This window comes from Anabaena azotica SJ-1 (assembly GCF_047275885.1).
GTDB classification, from domain to species: domain Bacteria; phylum Cyanobacteriota; class Cyanobacteriia; order Cyanobacteriales; family Nostocaceae; genus Trichormus_B; species Trichormus_B azotica_A.
Genome location: NZ_CP178454.1, coordinates 2,555,399 through 2,575,937 on the forward strand (window position 1 = coordinate 2,555,399; position 20,539 = coordinate 2,575,937).

Consider the following 20,539-nt stretch of genomic DNA (forward strand, 5'->3'; position numbering starts at 1 on the left):
TTGTAGGAATTTTTTCAATAATTAAATCAATAATTAAAAATGAAAACCCTATGTAGGGGTTTAGCGGTGCTAAACCCCTAGTAAATTCTGAATTCCTAATCAAAAATTAAAATCCACAAAATTTGAATTTTGAATTTTGAATTTTGAATTGCTAGACACTCCTTTTGCCCATCAAACGGAAGAATATTTTTTCCCCTTCAATCCAGACAAACATCAAGGCGCTAAAACCGATACAAACTAGTAACTCATCTAGAGGTAGGTAATGAGTTCCAAAAAAAGCTTGTAGAGGTGGAACATATACTAGCATCAACTGTAAAATCGTAGTAGCGATTACAGCCCCCAATACGAATGGATTAGAAAAAGCATTCATCTCAATTGTGAGTTGATTATTAGAACGAATGGCGATCGCATGACCCATTTGAGCTAGACACAGAGAAGTGAAAACCATTGTTTTCCAACGTTCGGGATCTAGACCTTCTCCTGTGACTGCTTTGACGTGATAATATGCCCATTCCATCAGAATAATTGTAATGATGGCAAAGACAATGCCAATGCGAACCATGTAAGAACCTAAACCCCTGGCAAAAATGCTTTCACGGGGACTAAAAGGAGGACGTTGCATTACGTCTGGTTCTGGAGGTTCTACAGCTAATGCTAAAGCCGGTAAACCATCTGTTACCAAATTCATCCAGAGAATTTGCAGAGGTGTGAGGGGAACGCCTCCCAATCCCAAAATTGGTGCAGCTGCGATGGTGAGAACTTCACCAATATTACTCCCCAAGATGTATTTGATAAAGCGCCGAATGTTGGTATAAACAACTCTACCTTCTTTAGTAGCGGCGACAATGGTAGCAAAGTTATCATCTAATAGCACCATATCGCTGGCTTCTTTACTCACATCTGTACCAGTGATACCCATAGCGATACCAATATCAGCTTGTTTCAAGGCTGGTGCATCATTAACACCATCTCCTGTCATGGCGACAAATCTACCGCGACGTTGTAAGGCTTGAACAATTCTGAGTTTGTGTTCTGGGGATACTCTGGCGTAAATACTAACTAAATCAACTTGTTCCTCCAGTTCGGTGTCACTCATGCGTTGTAATTCTTGCCCGGTGAGGACTCTGGCATCTGCATCAGCTATACCCAAGTCTACAGCGATCGCCCGTGCCGTTAATTGATGATCGCCAGTAATCATCACCGGACGAATACCCGCCTGACGACATTCTTTTACAGCATCCCTCACTTCTGGGCGTGGTGCATCCAGCATTCCCACTAAGCCCAACCAGACCAAATCTTGTTCAGAAGCGTCTTCTGAAGCATCTGGTGGCACTTCCATGAGAGGTTTATAGGCAAAACCCAACACCCGTAACCCTTGACTGGCCATGTAATCATTGGCTGCCAAAATTTGAGTGCGTTGTTCTTCGTTGATGGAGATAGAGCGATCGCCAACATATATTCGATTACAACGTGCCAAAGTTAATTCTGGTGAACCTTTGGTAAACATCAAATATGATTCAGATGCTACAAATCCTGCTATTACTGGGTCAACCCCACTCATTGCCGGATCACCTGTAGCAACTTCTTCAACTTGACAAATTACACTCATACGTTTCCGTTCTGAGGAAAAGGGAAACTCAGACACACGGGGTAATTTACTATGCCATTGATCCCTTTCAATGCCAGCTTTACCCGCTAGTGTCACCAAAGCACCTTCTGTGGGGTCGCCTAAAATTGCCCATTCTCCGGCTTCTTTTTGCAGTACAGAGTCATTACACACAGCACAAGCAACTAACAAAGCGGATATTTCTGGATTGTCATCTGGGGCAACTTTTTGGCCATCTAGCTGAAAATCCCCAACCGGAGCATAACCTTCTCCCGTGACTCGGAAATTTTTCTGATTGGTGTAGACTAACTGCACCACCATTTTATTTTGAGTCAGAGTCCCGGTTTTATCAGAACAGATGGTAGTTACAGAACCGAGAGTTTCCACCGCTGGAAGTTTACGAATCAAGGCGTTGTGGCGCACCATCCGCTGGGTTCCCAGTGCTAGAGTAACGGTAATAACGGCTGGTAAACCTTCAGGAACTACAGCCACCGCCATACTCAGGGAAACTTCCAAAAGATCTTGTAAATTACTAAAACCCCTGGCTTGGATAATACCACCGACAACCACAATTGCTACTAGTACCAAAGAACCCGTCACCAACACATTACCCAGTTGAGTCATGCGTTGCTGGAGGGGTGTAGGTTCACTTTCCACCGACTGCAACATCGTGGCAATTTTGCCCAGTTCCGTTGTCATGCCAGTATTTGTCACCAGAACCTTAGCCCGTCCTTGGACTACTTCTGTTCCTTGAAAAACTAAATTAATGCGATCGCCTAAAGCCGTATCTTCTGGTAATGTGAGTATTGCCTGCTTATTTACAGCTTCAGCTTCACCTGTCAGTGCCGACTCCCGCACTTGCAAATTAGACTGTTCTATTAAGCGTCCATCGGCAGCTAATTGCACACCAGCTTCCAGAAGCATCACATCCCCTGGGACTAGTTCCTTAGCTGCCACATCCGCAAGTTTACCATCACGGATAATACGGACTAAGGGAGAGGATAGTTTTTTCAGTGCTGCTAGGGCTTTTTCCGCACGGCTTTCCTGCACATAACCCAAAATGCCATTGAGAATCACAATCGCCATAATTGCAATTGTGTCTTTAAATGGCACTTCACCAGGTTTTAAGGTGCCTTGTTGCCAAGCCATAAAATCTAGGAAACCAGAAATTAGGGCGACACCGATCAGCATCAATAACATAATGTTAGTGAACTGATCTAGCAAAATCTCCCAAGGGCTACGGCCGCCCTGTTCTTCTAGTTCATTGGGTCCGTATTTTTGTAAACGTTGTTCAACTTCTTGGGGTGTTAAGCCGCTGTCTGCATTGCTATCAAGCAGGTCTAAAGCTTTATCAACTTCTAAACTATGCCAAACTGCGGCACCTTCAGGTAAAGAATGAGCAGACATCGTGTAAGTTACAGGAAATGGTTACAAAATTTGATCATAATTGAGTAATGCCTGGAATTCCATTAACCAAAGTTACATTGGGGACAGGGGACTGGGAAATGGGGAGATGAGGGAGATGAGGGAGATGAGGGAGATGAGGGAGATGGGGAAGTAATTTTCCTCATGACCAATGACCAATGACCAATGACCAATGACCAATGACTAATAAATTAATATGAGTTCTGCATTCTCTAGTTTGACTGTTAGCCAGATGTTTGGGCAAAAAACAATCCGACCACTTACGGCTGCTACGATTTATGGTATTGCTTTCATCAAAGATAAACTGATTGCTATCGACACAATTAAAGGTCATCTGTTGGAGATTGACCCCATCTCTGATAACAGTAAAATTCTCAATCCCCACCAAGTCAAAGAATTTCAGGATGTTAGTGGTTTAGCAGTGTGGGAAGATACACTGTGGATTAGTCGTGGTCATGGTATTTATTTGTGTAACTTGACCTCCTTGGGTCTGGAGCATTTTGTTACTTTACCTTATACCGCTGATGGTGTTGGTGTTTGGGAATCAACGATCTATGTTAGTTGCCAAAGACTAGGCTGTATTATCGTTTTTGACCGCGATACACGCAAAGAAATTACTAGATTTTATGCTCCTGGTGTTGGTATAGAAAATTTAGCTGTTAGTCAGGAAACTTTGTGGATTTGCGATCGCACTGAACAAACAGTCTATTCTATGGATCGGGCAACTGGAGAACTTCGTTTTAGTGTTCTTACACCTTTTGCTTCTCCCACAGGTATCGCTATTCATAGCCAAGATTCAACAGGTAAGGATATTCTCTATGTTTCCTACTCCACAGAAGAGCCTTATATTCGTGATAACCCCAATGCTGACCCTAGTCATGAGCTAACATACCGAGATATAACTTTTATTCATCCCCTGTATTATCATTACGAGCCAGATAAACGCTACGCCCTATCTAATGGTTATCTGGTAGAAATGTCCTATGTAGAGGAAATTTCTCCCTTGGAGGAAGTTTATTTACCTAATGTAGAATGGCGTATCGCCCTACCATCAGAAACAGAACGCCAAAAGGTCAAACAAGTTGAACCCATTGGTTTACCATTCACAGAAGAAATTATTGATGGACAACGGATAGCCGTATTCAAGTTTGATTCTCTCACTCCTGGAGAACGTCATATATTTGGCTGGAAAGCACTTTTGGAAGTTCGGGGGATTAAGTATCGCATTACTCCTAAAGATGTAGAAATTCTGCCGGAACTCACACCAGAACTGCAAAGCCGCTATTTAGTAGATGATGATGACTTGGCAATGAATACTGCCATTGTCAATCGTGCAGCCCGTGAAGCGGTCGGTTCGGAAACAAATATGTTGCGAAAAATGTACAGTATCCGCAACTATGTTTATGATGAGTTGTCTTATGGAATTAAACCCTATATAGATACGCCAGATATCGTTTTAGAACGGGGAGTTGGTTCATGTGGCGAATATGTAGGAGTATTATTGGCTTTGTGCCGTTTGAATGGTATTCCTTGCCGGACTGTAGGTAGATATAAATGTCCCCCATTTCCTGAACAACAGGGAGTTCCGCTACAACCCGATTTTAATCATGTTTGGCTAGAGTTCTATATCCCCAATTTTGGTTGGGTGCCAATGGAATCAAATCCTGATGATATAGGTGATACTGGTCACTATCCCACCCGCTTTTTTATGGGATTATGCTGGTATCACATTGAAATTGGCAAGGGAGTTTCTTTTGAAACTTTAACCAGTAATGGCGATCGGTTAACAAAAGAAGACATTTCCATTGGCGAATTGGCCATTAATCATATTCGGTTTACAATTCTTAAAGAATTACCACCTGTTTAATCTGGAAATTCAGAATTGGGAACTTGTAGCTGGATAATGGGGTATTAGGCGAAATCATTGCTGAATTTGTTCCAAATTCCTCTCTTGGTGCAAATTCCCTCCCTACCTTAATCAAAAATTTAAATTGAGGCAGCAAAGATTTATGTCCGCTTTAACGAAAAACTAAGTAATTTTTCGGCTTAACCTGTAAGATGTTGAAAGGATATTCTTCCATATAATTATGGAGAATATAATTTTGTTAAGTATTGTTTAAGCCGTATAAATTCGGTTGACAAGCTTATAATTGTGTACCAAAAATGACTTATATATTCCAGTTTGTAAACGGTAATCAACGGTGAAAAATTGGACAAGTGCTGAATCTGAAAAAACTGTAGAACAAACACCATTGGCAAAAGTTCATGGTGGTAGAGGAGAATACGTACATAATTATCATGACTGTTATCAAGAAGAACAGTTAATATATCAGCATTTACTTCATTTGGTACAAATGGAATCTCCAGACCAAATGATTGAAAGGTTTCGCTCTCTATTTATTGAACGTGCGAATTATCCTGAGCCGGAAATTATCCCTATTTTAGATAAAATTACTGCTTCTAAGACAGCATCTGAGGATTTTAAATTTTTCCTCAACCGTTGTTGTCATATTTTAATTAACCGTTGGTATATACAACCCCAGTTGCATTACGCAATTATTGATTTAATTAAATTATTTGATACACCACCTAGCAGATTGACAGGAAATTCTTTCCGTCTGCGAGAAATTAGGCGCTTGCGGGAATTGTTGCACATTTTTACAGAAAGTGATCAGTATATAATTTTGCGGCGATTTATTCAACTAGTGAATCCCACTTACAAGTCGAATAACCGCGCCTATAAGCAGCCTTTGGTAAATTTAATTAGACGCTACCCTTATTTATATGAGCATTGTTTAATTAGTGAAGACTCTACTTTTGAACAACAAGAAACTGTCAGAAGTTTTCAGGTGCAGGTGCAGAAAAAATTTGAAATTGATCTGTCGCGCTACGTAACTTATAAAGTCCGGAGTGTGCAGATTTCTCAGAAATATTCAGAGTTTGAGGCGCATCGGATTTTACAACCTGTGAATAATCCTACATTATTGAGCGATCGCGATCTCTATAGTACCTTGAAGCAATTTATTGGTAAAAGTGAAGGTAACTGTACTTATCAAGAAAAAGCGCAGCAGTTCTTAAAATATAGTAGTCAAACTACCAAATTTCATGATTTTAAAGATGATTTATATGATTATCTAATATCCTCTGTTGATGGACACTATGGCAAAGGCCTATTTAATCAACGTTTATATAATCATTTACAAAATACATTACCCGATGCTAACGATTTAATACCTAATGATTTCTTACTTGTGAGAACTTGTAGTCAGTTATTGAATTTTTTAGTTGTCAACAGCCAAGCATCACCACAACATTCAACTTTTCTAGATTTGATTAGTAATCAAGGTTCTTTACCAACTATTGGTTTGTTAATGAAAGTTGTGTTAATTTGTCGTAAAGTTAAACCGTATTTAGAAAAAAGATTTGCAATTTTATTTAACCACTATGAAACCGCGACTACGGATGGTATTGATTGGTTAGTGGGAACATTAGAACAACTAAATATTGCTATGAGTATTCATTTTGGCGATATTGATTTATCATTTTTTAAGAGATTTTGTTGAAAATCGAGACTAAAGTTGAGCGAATTAAGGACGATTTTTAGTAATTGGCATAGAGTGGGATTTATCAGACTGAAGCTGAGAGAACTCACAAATTGAATTAAATGGACAGAAATGGCAGTGATGCCCAGGATTAGGGGGAAATATTTTACTAAAATTGCTGCTAGTTGCTTGATATTTTTGTAAATCTAGTTGGTGCTTGTGAGCTATATTAGCCAACTCAGATTCTAGAGATGCTAACTCGTTATTATTAATAGTAATTAATTCAGACTTTTGGCAAATTTCTAAATTATAGAATGACGCTACAGCAAGTTTTCCGGGATAAAGATAACGGGCTGCTAATAAATAAACTAATGCTTGTCGTTTATCAAAAGCAGATTTACCCGTTTTAAAATCTAAAATATGTAAAGTGCTATCGGATTCAATAAATACACAATCCATAGCCGCATATAAACGAAAACAATAATTAGCTTGTTCAATGACAATTGGTTTGGGAAATCCTTCATCACCAGACGTTAATTGGATGATCCGTTTACCCAACAGTAAAGGCGATTTTTGATATTTTTGTAAAATTTGTAGTACCCGTTCTTTGACCTGAATAGTAAAATTACTTAATTTCAGTAACTGGGCTACTTTTTCCACACCATCGGACTGAGTTAACCAATTTAGATGATGGTGAAATTCATACACACCTTTTTGGGCAAGTATGCCAATGTGTTGAGGTGGAGTAGCTTTTGCTAATAAAGCTTTGACCGCTGGTTCATGTTGTCTAGCTTTAATAAATCCTCTTCTCATTTGGCAATGCCAATGTTCTTGCCCTCTAGCGGGGGCAACTAAAGACCAAAGGTGGTAACTGGCAAAGGGTCTATCGGGGGTTGACATTGCTCAGGTAGAGTGAGAGAAATTACCTTGGGGATACTTGCGGCACAGTGGCTGTTCCACAGGCTTTGCGGGTTGCTTCCTAATAGTAATGATGATGCACGGGAGAGAGTGGCAAAATGAGTAATCCTAGCAGTTCAGGTAAGATAAAATTTGGTACTGATGGATGGCGGGGTATTATTGCCGATGATTTTACTTTTCCCAATGTGCGGAAAGTAACCAGGGCAATAGCTAGTTATCTGGAAACTGCCTATAGCAAAGACAGACCAGTTTTAATCGCCTACGATACAAGGTTTTTAGCTGACGAGTTTGCGCGGACATCTGCTGCGGTTTTAGCAGATTTGGGTTGGAATGTGAAAATTACTGATCGGGATTGTCCCACACCAGTAATTGCCTACAATGCGCGTCACCTCAATTCCGCAGGGGCGTTGATGTTTACTGCTAGTCATAATCCTGCACCCTATTGTGGGATTAAATATATTCCAGACTATGCTGGTCCTGCTACTCCAGAAATTACTGATACTATTGTGGCAAATATAGAAACTGCATCCGATGAGTTGCCCGGAAGTAACCCATCAGGTACTATTTCTACTTTTGATCCGAAGCCCGATTATTTGCATTTTATCTACACCTTGCTGGATGTGGAAAAAATTAAAAGTGCGAATTTAAAGGTTAAGTACGATGCTCTCTATTCTACCTCTCGTGGCTATTTAGATGAGGTGTTGGAACATTGCGGAACTCAGTTAGAAAGTTTCCATACTTGGAGGGATGTTCTTTTTGGCGGTGGTATGCCTGAACCCAAGGGGGAGCAGTTAGTTGAGTTGGTGGAAGCTGTTAAGGCCGATAAGGCTGATTTGGGTTTGGCAACTGATGGCGATAGCGATCGCTTTGGTATTGTTGATGAACAAGGTAATGTCCTCACTCCCAATACAGTGCTGTTAGTTTTAGCACGGCATTTAATAAAAAACAAGGGTAAAACTGGCGCAATTGTGAGAACTGTGGCGACTACTCATTTGTTAGATAATTTTGCGGCTAAATATGGTTTGCAAATTTATGAAACTGCTGTTGGTTTTAAATACATTGGTGAAAAAATGCGGGAAACCGCTGTTTTGATTGGTGGTGAGGAATCTGGTGGTTTAAGTGTTATTGGCCATATTCCTGAAAAGGATGGTGTTTTGGCTGATATGCTGGTGGCTGAGGCGATCGCTTATGAAGGTAAGCCTTTGAGTGTGTTGGTACAGGAAGCTATTGCTGAAGCCGATGGGCCTCTGTATAACAACCGCTTGGATTTACATCTTACCGAGTCTCACAAAAATGCTGTGATTGATTCCTATACCAAAAATCCTCCTTCGGAAGTGGCAGGAATTAAGGTGAAAGAAGTGGGAAGGAAGGATGGCATTAAGCTGTATTTGGAAGAGGGTAGCTGGGTGTTGCTGCGTCCTTCTGGTACAGAACCTTTGGTGAGGGTGTACATGGAAACCAACTCACCAGCAAAACTAAGTCAGATTGCAGCAACCATGGAAGCGGAAATTGCTAAGTTAGCATAGGTGACAAGTGACAGGTGACAGGTGACAGTAAGAAGGCAAGAGGCAAAAGGCAAAAGTCAGAAGTTACCAATTTTGACTTTTGACTTGATATCTCCCCCTCATTTTCTCCTTCTGACTCCTGTACGGGCGAAGCATTCGGAATATATCCTTTGGTAAAAACTGATAATTTATCACCCAAATGCTTCGCCCCTACTAAATTTTTATATATAAAATTATGAAAAATTTTGTGAATTTATTTATATCTATAGTTATAGCTGGTTGGGTGTTGGCGATCGCACTAATTTCTGTGCAGAATGCTACACCTGTATCTTTACGGTTTTTGGTTTTTCAATCAATACAAGTTCCTTTTGGTTTGGTGTTGGCGTTTTGTGTAGCTGTGGGTTTGGTTGGTGTGGCAATTTTACAGCCGCTTTGGGGTTTGGGTGAGTCGAAATCTAGGGTTGATGAAGAGGCGGAGTTTTTTATTGATGATGAGGATTTTTAGGTTTTTATCACGCAAAGTCGCAGAGAGGAGGAAATGAGTTTTTTTGTGAGTCGGTTTTAACCGACTTTTGCTTTTAGATTCTTAATTTATTCCCTAGTTTTTATTAAGAATTAAGGTATCTATTGTTTAGTGCTAAGATATTGGTAAAGTAAACAACTAACTAATTTAAAGTTATGGTTACTCAACCTCTACCCCTAAATGCATCAGAGGTCATCTACCCAGACAGTGATGGACAACCAATGGCTAATAATACAGAACAGTTTCGTTGGATATTAGTTATTCAACAAAATTTAGATTGGTTATTTGCAGATAACCCTGATGTTTTTGTAGCTGGTGATTTATTTTGGTATCCCATCGAAGGGAAAAATTATATAGTCAATGCACCAGATGTTATGGTTGTATTTGGACGACCAAAAGGTAAACGCGGTTCTTATTTACAATGGCAAGAAAATAATATTGCACCCCAGGTAGTTTTTGAAATTCTTTCTCCTAGTAATTCTCAAACCGAAATGGAGAGGAAATTGATATTTTATGAAAGATATGGAGTAGAAGAATATTATATTTATAATCCTCAAAATAATCAGTTGACAGGATGGTTCAGAACGGAAGATGGTTTAGATGTCATCTCGGAAATAGAAAATTGGGTTAGTCCCAGGTTAGGAATTAAGTTTGATTTATCAGGGGAAGAATTACAAATTTATCGTCCTGATGGGAATAAGTTTTCTTCATATCTGGAAATTTCTCAACTTCTGGAACAAGCAGAAACAGCTTTAGCCGCAGAAAGGAGAAAAACACAACTTTTAGCTGAAAAATTAAAGGCTTTAGGTGTGAATCCTGATGAATTAGAGTGATAATAAAAAACAAAAATAGTCGCTTAAAACCGACTTTTGTTTTTAGACTCTTAATTTATTTTCTGGCTATTTTTAAGAAGATGTCAAGCTCTAGCCATGAATTATATATTCTTTATTTTCAGTAATTATATTCTCTATAGTTACAAAATCATTGTTTTCTTAGCAAATTGAGAATATCATATTATTCTAATACAGAACAAATGTACTTGTAAATAGCGTAACCAATTCTTAAAAATGTAATTTTAGATACTAAACATACAGCATAAGGATATCTATTGCGCCTTTGCGTGAAATATAAAAAGAGCATCACCTCAAACGCTAAAATAGAAAAAATAACCACCTTTGAAACAATATGCAATATCAAAATATAATTACCATCGAACCAGGAAAACGAGGAGGTAAACCTTGTATTCGGGGCATGAGAATTACAGTATACGATGTATTATCATATCTTGCATCTGGCATGACTTATGAGGAAATACTGACTGATTTTCCTTATTTAACACAAGAAGATATTTTAGCTTGTCTTAGCTATGCTGCTGATAGAGAAAGACAAATGTTGATGGTGCAAGCATGAAGTTATTATTTGACCATAATCTATCACCCCGGTTAGTAGATAAACTCGCTGCTATTTACCCCAATTCTCAGCACGTTTTTCTCTTAGGTTTAGATCAAGCGGATGATAAAATTTTGTGGGAATTTGCAAAACAACATGAATTTATAATAGTTACCAGAGATGCTGATTTTAATGAATTAAGTATACTGCGTGGATATCCGCCTAAAGTGATTTGGGTTAGACGTGGTAATTGTTCAACAAATCAAATAGAGGAAATTTTGCGAGTACATTTAGAGCATATCCAAGCCTTTGCTGAAAATTCGGATTTAGGAGTTTTGACACTTTACTAAACTAATTTAATACGATTTTGAGTGAAACAAAAAAAGATTTATTGCACCGACAACTTTTAAATAACTTACAACAACTAACAGCACCTATTCAAATCAGCTTAACAGCTATGACTCAACTACTAGAAAAAGCCATTGCACAAATAAAGCAGCTTCCTGAAACTGAACAAGATATGATTGCTAGATTTATTCTTAATGCTTTAGAAAATAATTTAGTTGAGAAAGGTGTATCTATTATTGATGATAGTGATACTTGGACAGAAGAAGATCAACTTGAGATTACATCTTTTTCTTTACAATTAGTTTAAATTATGGATATGTTAAAGCTAACCCTGTAAATCAAGATGAGTAGTTATTATTTGACCATAACCTATCACCTGCATTTTACACAAAGACCTGATTCTAGATCATTAGTTTTCGCTAAACAACAATAACATATCTGAAAATAATCTGTATGTCCTTCTAAAATTTCCCCCGAATTACAATCATCCTCATAACGAGCTAGTATGACAATTTGTTCAATCAAATTTTGCTTCTTTTCTTGATCCAAATGATCAAAACAATGCTCACGTCTCAAAATTGTAATTACTTCATTTAACATATAGCTACCGCTATGATTTGACATACAATTTACTCCTATTGAAAAATTGAGAATATCACATTTATTCTATTTTAGTACAAAAATACTTGTAAATAGGGTAAAAATTTTTGATAAATGTAAGTTAAAATACCATATATACGGTTAGCCTAGCGATCGCACCAACACCCTTTAACTACAGTAAAATAATTACAAAGCCCTATTCACAGCAGCTTACTAGCTATGACTCAATTACTAGAAAAAGCGATCGCACAAATAAAACAACTTCCTGATAGTGAACAAGATAGAATTGCCTTACTCATCCTCGAAGAAATAGAAGACGAAAGCCGATGGGATCAAGCATTTGCAAAATCTCATGATGTACTTGTCAAACTTGCAGCAGTAGCATTAGCAGAAGATCAAGCAGGTAAAACTTTAGAATTAGATCCAGAAAACCTGTGAAGTCGAAAACAACTATTCAATTTCGTAACTTATACGCTGATCTTCCCCCGCAAGTACAGCAGCAAGCACGTGCAGCTTATCGACAATTTAAAGAAGATCCCTGGCATCCTAGCCTACGTTTCAAGTCAGTGCATCCCAACTTACCTATTTATTCTGATCGTGTGAGTAAAAATTATCGTGCTGTAGGTGTACGAAACGAAAGCAGTATCATCTGGTTTTGGATTGGTACTCATGCAGAGTATGACAAACTATTATCTCAGTTATAATTACCGCAAAAACTCTTATTTTCCTTTCCTTCTTTGCACCTTTGCTCCTTTACGTGAAACAAAAAAAGCGATTCCTGCGGTAAAAACTCAATACCATTAAAATAGATAACAAAACCTAACTTTAGCTTTTCAACACTATGCAATATCAAAATATTATTTCTCACGCAGAGGCATCAAGAGGAAGAAGAGATTTTTTATGGTTGGGTTTAACCAACCTTTGCTTTTAGCTGAATCTACCTCTTTAAAAACTTCTGCCGCATCTTCACCACAAAATTATTCACCTCCGGTATTCTCATCATCCCCGCAATAACTGCAAATACAGAAATTCCCACCGCACCAGAAATACACAATTCAATTATTAAAATTACTAAACCCTTATTCCCCAAAACCTGTTGACAAGCAACTAAAGTCCCATAACTAGCAACCCCAGCAACCACACTACCCGCAGTTAAACCGAAAATTGGTAAACTCCATTCCCCCAAAGGTAAACCATTCAATTTACGGTTTAACAACCACAACAACATTAAAGTTGAACTGCAATTTACACCAACTGTAGCTAATACTAAACCAGGCGCACCAAAGGGTTTAACCAAAATAAAATCTAAACCAGCATTCAGTAAAATATTAAAAATGCTAATTTTAAAAGGTGTTTGTCCATCACCTAAAGCATAAAATACCCTTACCAAAACATCACGACCTAAATAGACAAACATCCCAATACCATAAGCAATTAATAAAGAAGAAACTAACTCAGTAGCTTCTTGTTTAAATGCACCTCTTTGATAAATTACCTGTACAATAGGATCAGATAAAGCTATCATTAATGCACCTAAAGGTAGCATGGTGACAGCAGTTAATAACAGTCCTTGACGAATGCGTAATTTTAAATCAGGCCAATTTTCTGGTTCTGCTAATTTGGCAAATATAGGTAATAAAGGCAGTAAAATAATATTAGAAATAATTCCTAACGGAGTTTGTACTAATAAATTAGCATAGTTAAATCCTGCGGCTGCACCTTTAATTGGACTAGCAAAATATAAGTCTGTGGCGACATTAATCGGCATCATTCCCGAAGAAACTGTTGCCGGAGTCATGATTTTAATTACTTCTTGCACAGCGGGAGATTTAAAATCAAATCTCAGTTTTAATGTTCCTAAACCTAACCGCCACTGGACAATTAATTGTACTGACCATTGCAGAATTGCTCCGGCTAAAGTTCCCCAAGCTAATACCATGCCACCAATTAAAGCGAATTCTGGCTTGATGATATCTTTGCCATATTGCAAAGCCAAAATTCCAATACCTGCAATTACGGTAATACTGGATAATAAAGGACTAATTGAAAGTAACCAATATTGATTTGCTGCGTTGAGAGTGCCGAAACCAATGCCAATTAAACCGGAGAATAAGGCCATGGGAGCCATTATTTGCAGTTGACGAATAGCGATCGCTCTCGTGGTAGGCTCTAAACCATAACCAACTATATCAATGATTGGTTCTGCCAAAAAAATCTGAGCAACTGTCACCACCAACAGCAAGCCACCGACTATGGTTGTCACCGTTTCTACTAAAGGTGCGGCTTCCTCTCGTTTACGCTTGGCTAAAACGCTAACAATGGCACTATGTAAGGGTCCATTGACACCACCTAGTAAAATTAACAGAAAACCAGGGATAATATAGGCGTAACTGTAAGCGGTAGCAGCAGCACCAACACCAAAAGCAGCGGCTATTGCTTGTTGTCTAATTAAACCAAATACTTTACTAATTAAGGTTGCTGCGGCAACAATACCAGCAATGCCAGCGAAAGAACGAGAGGGTTTTTCTTGTTGTTGTTCGGACACGAAATAATACCTATAAACCTCTTACAAAGTACATATTTGAAAACATTTAACCTCAAATATTAACATCTGTCAGGTAACTTTTGAAGAAATGGATTTTTGAGTTTTAAGATTTTGAAATTCACCTATCAATATTTGATTTTAATACCCTGGTAACAGGGGATGGACAGAATCTGAAAAATTAGCTTATTAACTTGACTATTAGCTTTATACTAAGATATATACTTACATAAGTTTGTGGTTAAATCTCCTCAAAATCTAGGAGATCGCCAGGGTACTGTAATAAATTAAGTAATTTATGAGCATAACCACCTATACAACCCCAGAGTTAAGAAAAATTGCTCAGTCTCACAAGTTGCTTTTGTGGTCTATCCTAGTGAATATACTGATTAATTTAATCGGATTGGCTGTGAGCAATAATTCTATAATATTGCCTGTCTACTTGGCATCAGCGGGCTTTCAAATATTTGCACTGTACAAGTTGGGAAGATCCCTAAAGTTTTCAGTTGTCTTAATGATTTTCCTCTTTGTCTGTTTATTTGTACCACTTCTATCTTTGTTAATATTGCTTTATCTCCATAGTCAAGCTATTAACGCTTTAAAAGCTGCTGGAATTAATGTAGGATTTATGGGTGCTGACCCTGAATCTATCTAAGTAGTTAAATGCCTAAGAGAATAATTTGCTTTCTGAACATCTCGCTTTAGGCAGTGTGTTTCAGAAAGATTTATTGTGAGGATAGTTAGCTACTATACTTACCGTCATCTCACAACTACTTACACCCCAAACTATCCCGTGTAGAAATCCCTGTTACAGGATTAACACCATCAGCCCTTTCACACAATAGCGATACCTGATAACGGTCAATTAAAGCATCTGTAAAATCAGCACCAGTGATATCCGCATCATAAAAACGGCTACGGGTTAAAGTGGCTTCTGTGAAAATAGCGTTCTTTAGATTAGCACCATCTAACGTCACTCGATCAACTAAAGCACCTGTTAAATTAGCATCTTGTAAATTTGCCTTGAGTAACACACCTTTAGTTAAAATAGTGTTAGTTAAATTCGCACCTTGAAAATTTGCCCCGCGCATTTCTGCGGCTACAAAATTCACTCCTGTTAAATCAAGATGAGAAAAGTCTCGATTTTCTAAAGAAGCGTTGTTATAGTTAATGGTGTTAATTTGAGCGAAAGCAGGTTGAGGATTAATAATTACCCACAACCAAGCCAAAATCAAAATTACAATTAAACTTAATAATCTCAATAAATTTTTTTTCATAGTTCTATTAATTATTTAATTTTTATTTATCTCGTTCCTAGTCTCTGACTAGGAATGCCATTACAGAGGCTCTGCCTCTACTTTATTTACTCTAATATAAGACAGAGTCTTATAAAATTCATTCCCATACAGAGTATGGGAACGAGAAAATCCAAAATCTAAAATCGGATGATTATTTCCAATCTTTCCCAATACGAATGGTGAGATCAGATTCTAAATCTCCATTTGCAGAAACTTCAATTTGACCCAAGCCTAAAAATTCTTGCAGTTCCACTCCTGGTTTTGGGTTTCCTTTCTGGACAACTATCTGAGTTTGGCGCTGGGTATCAGGCCAATCGGGAATTGTGTAAATATTTGTAAAACCTTTTGATTTGAGATAAGTAACAACTTTTTCCGTTAACTGAGGTTGATTGGAAGCGTTTTGAATAGCAATTTTGAGACGAGATACTGGTCGTAAATCTGATTTTAAACCAGGTACATCTACCCCAACATAATCATTCAATAAACTTTGTTGTCCAGTGAGATTCAACCAATAGCTATCTGGATCTTTACTGAATTTACTAAATGTACCGGGTAGCATGGTCATTTGGAAATTATCCCGTTCTACATTTACGGAAAAATTCGCCAATGCCATCATTTCTTCCATTTTCAGGTTGGTGTCAAAATATTTTCGCATAATGCGAGTAATTTGAGGCAGCCTGGGTAAAACTGTGGGACTATTTAAACGTTGAACTAAAGCTGTTATTAGTGCTTGTTGTCGCTGCACTCTTGGTATATCACCTACACTTGATTCCCGGAAACGGGCAAATAATTCTGCTTGTTCACCTTTGAGTGTTTGCCAGCCGCTGACTAAATTTATCGACAAACCACCAGCGTTATCTTGATAATTCATCGCTTGGGGTACAAATATATCTACCCCACCTAATTGATCAACTAATTGCCGCAAGCCGCTGGTAGAAATGCGAATATAGCGATCTATGGGGGCATTGCTTAAGGTACGACTAACTACCCGTGCAGCTAATACTGGACCACCTTTGGCGTTAGCTTCGGATACCTTGGTTAATCCCTGTTCTGGGAGGGAAATCATTGTCCCTCTGGGAATTGAAAGCACGCGAATAGATTTATTGCTGGGATCTAGTCGGATCAACAACATGGTATCACTGCTACCAGCAAAGCTTTCTGGAGAACCGTCAACAGTGCCTTTAACTGGTTCAATTCCCATGACTAAAATATTCATGGGTTTTGATAGTTGGTACTGGGAAAGTTTATTCCATAAATCCCCTGGTACTTTTACTTGGTCTTTGGTGGTAGATCCAAAATCATCATCTTTAGCTTGATCTAAATTACTCCATAGTGGAGTCCACAAAGCCAAAGCTGATACTAGTAAGCCAGATAAAATGATACCGACGACAAAGGTTAAGATCCACAACAGCCAGCGAGGCATTGTCAAACCTAAGCGTTCATAGAGTTCGTTGGGGATAGCACCCACGGTCTCAACGACGTTTAGGGAATTATTTGTTGGCTGTTTTGGTTTAACCGCTTCCCCTGATCCTGGTATTGGGGTCGGTATGACCTGATTTTCCGTTCGTTGAAATTGTTGTGGTCTTCCCTCTTGCTCTGAGGCTGGTACTTGCTGAGGTATGACCTGATTATCTGACCATTGAACTTGTTTTATCACAATTCTCTCCCCACTCAACCACTCCCTAAAGGTATGTTAGTGCAAGCTGCAAATCTTGCCAGATTTTTAGATTTTTTTTTGGGCTATTGCAATTTCCTACTGAGAACTAAGTCATAAATTCAACATTTTCGCAAACAATACCAAATCTAAAATCTAAAATCCAAAATTGAATGAATGTACACTTGGTATTGTTCTGAAGTAGGTGTATAGGACAACATGAGTAGTTCACTGATCCCTGTAATTCTTGCTGGCGGCAAAGGTGAGCGTTTTTGGCCTCTGAGTCGCCGGGATAGACCCAAGCAATTTTTAAGTCTTGATGGCAGTTCTAGAAGCCTACTCCAAGCTACCGCTGATCGATTGTTAACATTCGCTGGCGGTTGGGATAACTTGTGGGTCATCACTTCTAGTCAAATAGCTCAAGGAGTTAAAGAACAATTACCCGATCTGCCATCTCAAAATTTGCTGATCGAATTAGAGGGAAGAGACACCGCAGCCGCTGTTGCTTGGGCAAGTTTGGAAATTAAAAAGCGTTATGGAGAAGACGCTGTGATTGGCTTTTTCCCTGCTGATCACTGGATTGCCGATCAAGATGTGTTTGCACATACCTTAAGTGCGGCTACTCAGTTAGCAGCTAGCACAGCAGCGATTGTCACTTTGGGGATCAAGCCTGTTTTCCCATCAACTGGTTACGGTTACATTGAACAAGGTGAAAAGATTGGTTGCTTTAATGAGTTGCCAGCTTATCACGTCAACCGCTTTACTGAAAAGCCCGACTGTGAAACAGCAGAGACTTTTTTACGTACAGGACGTTTTAGCTGGAATAGTGGTATGTTCGTTTTTCGGGCTGGGGTGGTTCTAGAGGAACTGCGTACCCATGCCTCTGAAATTATCGAACCTTTAGAACAACATGGCCCTGATATTTATCCCCAGTTGCCTAAAAAAAGTATAGATTATGCGTTGATGGAAAAGACAAGTCTAGCATACGTTTTACCCGTGGAATTTGGTTGGGATGATCTAGGCGATTGGAATGCGATCGCTCGCTTACATCAAAAAGCAGATAATCCTAATGTGGAATTAGCTACCCATGTAGGGCTAGATACCCAAGGGGCGATTGTTTATGCTTCCAATCCCGATGATTTAGTTGTGACTATTGGGTTAGAGGATGTGGTGATTGTGCGCGATCGCAATGTTACCCTGATAGTTAAAAAGGAACGTACTCAGGAAATTAAGCAGATCCTCAAAACCCTGCAAAGTGATCCCCGATTTACTCACCTGCTGTAAAAGTTAGAACCCTTGGTAGAGGCTCAAAAGTCTTGTTACCAATTATAACTAGATTGTCTATTGTATTCTGTGACATTTAGGTTAATCAACAATTTTGAGCCTGTAGTCAAGGGGATCGCTATTAAATTTAATATTTTTTAACTAAAAGTATATTTCTTAATCAACAAGACTTAGTGATGAACCCAGAATCAATGTTTTTTCTGTAATTTTTAATTTTTTTTAATCTTTTTTAATTTTAATCCTGAATTCATTTCCAGAAAATGTTCTTAACCCAGACTGTACCCAGACAACGAGAAATTATTGAAGTAGTCCTCCGCAATGGCTGGGACTATATGCGAAGGCTGCTTACTGGTGGTAAAACAGATGAACCCCAATTACCTACACCAGCTGTATTAAAAAATATTTTAGTGGATTTGGGTCCGGTATATGTCAAACTTGGCCAGCTACTTTCCACCCGTCCAGATTTATTAAGTGCTGCTTATATTGAAGAACTGTCAACTCTACAAGATGAAGTACCACCTGTTCCTTGGTCAGAAGTGGAAATAGTGATCCGCAAGCAGCTAAAACGCCCGCTGGAAGAAACTTTTCGGATAGTTAATCATTTCCCTGTGGCTGCGGGATCTATTGCCCAAACACATCGCGCTACTCTAGCAGATGGAAGGGAAGTAGCTCTCAAAGTACAAAGACCGGGAATCGATATTACCATTGCCCAGGATATCGCCTTAATTCAAGGTATCGCGGATTTAGTGGCGCGGACTGATTTTGGACAAACTTATGATATAAAAGCTATTGCTGAGGAATTTACTAAAGCTTTAGAAGCAGAATTAGATTTTACAAGAGAAGCTGGACATACAGACCAACTACGACGCAATTTATCCCAGAGTCGTTGGTATGATCCCACACAGATTGTAGTTGCGGAAATTTACTGGCATCTGACTACAGAAAAATTACTGGTAATGGAATGGTTAGATGGTGTTCCGCTGTTAACAGCAGAATTGAGTAATGAAAATGGTCAAAATGCGATCGCTAAACGCAAAGAAATAACTACCTTACTATTTAGAGTATTTTTTCAGCAACTATATATTGATGGCTTCTTTCATGCTGACCCCCATCCCGGCAACTTATTTTATCTTATAGATGGGCGTGTTGCTCTTTTAGATTGTGGCATGGTAGGCAGACTTGATCCCCGCACCCAGCAAATTCTCACCGAAATGTTGTTAGCAATTGTTGATTTAGATGCTCAAAGATGCGCTCAATTAACTTTGCAACTCTCAGATTCTGCCCAACCAGTAATTTTATCTCGCTTAGAAAATGATTATGAGCGAATGCTGCGAAAATATTATAATGTCAGCCTGACCGAAATAAATTTCAGTCAAATAATCTATGAAATTTTACAAATTGCCCGCAATAATAAAATTCGCTTACCCAGCAATATGGGTTTATATGCCAAAACTTTAGCAAACTTAGAAGGAGTAGCGCGTACTTTTAACCCAGAAGTTAATTTATTCGATGAAATTAAACCACTCATTACCGACTTATTTAGTCGTCAGTTATTAGGAGATAATCCGGTTCGTTCCCTCCTGCGTACTGCCCTAGATATCAAAAGTCTATCCTTACAATCTCCCCGCCAAATTGAACTATTATTAGACCGTGTAACCTCAGAAACTTTACAATGGAATCTATCACTAAGGGGTTTAGACGGTGTACGTCGAACAATGGATGATGCCGCTAACCGGCTTTCTTTTAGCATTTTAGTAGGTTCATTAATAATGGGAGCGGCTATTATTTCTAACCGAGCTACAACATCACAATTATCTTATGTTAGTAGTGTCCTCTTTGCTGCTGCTAGTTTGTTAGGCTTATGGTTAATAATTAGTATTTTACGCTCAGGGCGTTTAAGGTGAA

General features: G+C 38.7%; 19 protein-coding genes. 13 read left to right on the forward strand and 6 right to left on the reverse strand.

The annotated features are described in order from the left end of the window. Positions 1–151: 151 nt before the first annotated feature. On the reverse strand, positions 152–3,013 hold the full coding sequence (locus ACLLO5_RS11255; RefSeq protein ID WP_413175525.1) for a cation-translocating P-type ATPase: 2,862 nt from the start codon (positions 3,011–3,013) through the stop codon (positions 152–154). Positions 3,014–3,227: 214 nt separating this feature from the next. Between ACLLO5_RS11255 and ACLLO5_RS11260 the strand changes: the two genes are divergently transcribed. Both ACLLO5_RS11260 and ACLLO5_RS11265 read left to right on the forward strand, forming a co-directional pair. Continuing rightward, complete coding sequence (locus ACLLO5_RS11260; RefSeq protein WP_413175526.1) at positions 3,228–4,898, forward strand: transglutaminase domain-containing protein; 1,671 nt, start codon at positions 3,228–3,230, stop codon at positions 4,896–4,898. A gap of 334 nt (positions 4,899–5,232) precedes the next feature. After that, the gene (locus ACLLO5_RS11265) at positions 5,233–6,594 is read left to right on the forward strand and encodes a hypothetical protein (protein WP_413175528.1); all 1,362 of its coding nucleotides are present in this window, start codon (positions 5,233–5,235) and stop codon (positions 6,592–6,594) included. A 24-nt stretch (positions 6,595–6,618) separates the two neighbouring features. On the opposite strand, the gene ACLLO5_RS11270 is transcribed toward ACLLO5_RS11265, so the two are convergent. Beyond that, positions 6,619–7,473, reverse strand: a complete 855-nt coding sequence (locus ACLLO5_RS11270) for a PD-(D/E)XK nuclease family protein (RefSeq protein ID WP_413175529.1) — start codon at positions 7,471–7,473, stop codon at positions 6,619–6,621. A gap of 116 nt (positions 7,474–7,589) precedes the next feature. Here ACLLO5_RS11270 and ACLLO5_RS11275 point away from each other — a divergent pair, with 116 nt between their 5' ends. The 6 genes from ACLLO5_RS11275 (at position 7,590) to ACLLO5_RS11300 (ending at position 11,563) form a co-directional block, all read left to right on the forward strand. After that, complete coding sequence (locus ACLLO5_RS11275; protein WP_413175530.1) at positions 7,590–9,017, forward strand: phosphoglucomutase/phosphomannomutase family protein; 1,428 nt, start codon at positions 7,590–7,592, stop codon at positions 9,015–9,017. A 214-nt stretch (positions 9,018–9,231) separates the two neighbouring features. Next, entirely contained in the window at positions 9,232–9,501 is a 270-nt protein-coding gene (locus tag ACLLO5_RS11280; RefSeq protein ID WP_413175531.1) for a LapA family protein, read from the forward strand. Between the two features lie 173 nt (positions 9,502–9,674). Next, positions 9,675–10,352: a Uma2 family endonuclease gene (locus tag ACLLO5_RS11285; protein ID WP_413175532.1), complete on the forward strand. Its 678-nt coding sequence runs from the start codon at positions 9,675–9,677 to the stop codon at positions 10,350–10,352. Between the two features lie 352 nt (positions 10,353–10,704). Next, a complete protein-coding gene (locus tag ACLLO5_RS11290; protein WP_413175533.1) occupies positions 10,705–10,929 on the forward strand; it encodes a DUF433 domain-containing protein in 225 nt (74 codons plus the stop codon). Then, the gene (locus ACLLO5_RS11295) at positions 10,926–11,258 is read left to right on the forward strand and encodes a DUF5615 family PIN-like protein (protein ID WP_413175535.1); all 333 of its coding nucleotides are present in this window, start codon (positions 10,926–10,928) and stop codon (positions 11,256–11,258) included. Before ACLLO5_RS11290 ends, ACLLO5_RS11295 begins: the two co-directional genes overlap by 4 nt. 17 nt (positions 11,259–11,275) lie before the next feature. Continuing rightward, positions 11,276–11,563: a hypothetical protein gene (locus ACLLO5_RS11300; RefSeq protein ID WP_413175536.1), complete on the forward strand. Its 288-nt coding sequence runs from the start codon at positions 11,276–11,278 to the stop codon at positions 11,561–11,563. Between the two features lie 65 nt (positions 11,564–11,628). On the opposite strand, the gene ACLLO5_RS11305 is transcribed toward ACLLO5_RS11300, so the two are convergent. Further along, on the reverse strand, positions 11,629–11,880 hold the full coding sequence (locus ACLLO5_RS11305; RefSeq protein WP_413175537.1) for a hypothetical protein: 252 nt from the start codon (positions 11,878–11,880) through the stop codon (positions 11,629–11,631). A 195-nt stretch (positions 11,881–12,075) separates the two neighbouring features. Here ACLLO5_RS11305 and ACLLO5_RS11310 point away from each other — a divergent pair, with 195 nt between their 5' ends. Both ACLLO5_RS11310 and ACLLO5_RS11315 read left to right on the forward strand, forming a co-directional pair. Further along, entirely contained in the window at positions 12,076–12,294 is a 219-nt protein-coding gene (locus ACLLO5_RS11310; protein ID WP_413175538.1) for a hypothetical protein, read from the forward strand. Next, the gene (locus ACLLO5_RS11315; protein WP_413175539.1) at positions 12,291–12,560 is read left to right on the forward strand and encodes a hypothetical protein; all 270 of its coding nucleotides are present in this window, start codon (positions 12,291–12,293) and stop codon (positions 12,558–12,560) included. Before ACLLO5_RS11310 ends, ACLLO5_RS11315 begins: the two co-directional genes overlap by 4 nt. A gap of 233 nt (positions 12,561–12,793) precedes the next feature. On the opposite strand, the gene murJ is transcribed toward ACLLO5_RS11315, so the two are convergent. Next, on the reverse strand, positions 12,794–14,401 hold the full coding sequence (gene murJ, locus ACLLO5_RS11320) for a murein biosynthesis integral membrane protein MurJ (RefSeq protein WP_413175540.1): 1,608 nt from the start codon (positions 14,399–14,401) through the stop codon (positions 12,794–12,796). 511 nt (positions 14,402–14,912) lie between these two features. Here murJ and ACLLO5_RS11325 point away from each other — a divergent pair. Then, the gene (locus ACLLO5_RS11325) at positions 14,913–15,053 is read left to right on the forward strand and encodes a hypothetical protein (protein WP_413175541.1); all 141 of its coding nucleotides are present in this window, start codon (positions 14,913–14,915) and stop codon (positions 15,051–15,053) included. A gap of 115 nt (positions 15,054–15,168) precedes the next feature. Here the strand turns inward: ACLLO5_RS11325 and ACLLO5_RS11330 are convergent, their stop codons facing one another. Together ACLLO5_RS11330 and ACLLO5_RS11335 are read right to left on the reverse strand one after the other, a co-directional pair. Further along, positions 15,169–15,675, reverse strand: coding sequence for a pentapeptide repeat-containing protein (locus ACLLO5_RS11330; protein WP_413175542.1), 507 nt, complete (start codon positions 15,673–15,675; stop codon positions 15,169–15,171). A 172-nt stretch (positions 15,676–15,847) separates the two neighbouring features. Further along, entirely contained in the window at positions 15,848–17,353 is a 1,506-nt protein-coding gene (locus tag ACLLO5_RS11335; RefSeq protein WP_413175543.1) for an LCP family protein, read from the reverse strand. Positions 17,354–17,569: 216 nt separating this feature from the next. Here ACLLO5_RS11335 and ACLLO5_RS11340 point away from each other — a divergent pair, with 216 nt between their 5' ends. Both ACLLO5_RS11340 and ACLLO5_RS11345 read left to right on the forward strand, forming a co-directional pair. Beyond that, positions 17,570–18,634 carry a mannose-1-phosphate guanylyltransferase gene (locus tag ACLLO5_RS11340; RefSeq protein ID WP_413175544.1) on the forward strand — a complete coding sequence of 355 codons (1,065 nt, stop codon included), beginning with the start codon at positions 17,570–17,572 and terminating at the stop codon, positions 18,632–18,634. Positions 18,635–18,894: 260 nt separating this feature from the next. Further along, on the forward strand, positions 18,895–20,538 hold the full coding sequence (locus ACLLO5_RS11345) for an ABC1 kinase family protein (protein WP_413175545.1): 1,644 nt from the start codon (positions 18,895–18,897) through the stop codon (positions 20,536–20,538). The last annotated feature ends 1 nt before the right edge of the window (position 20,539 follow it).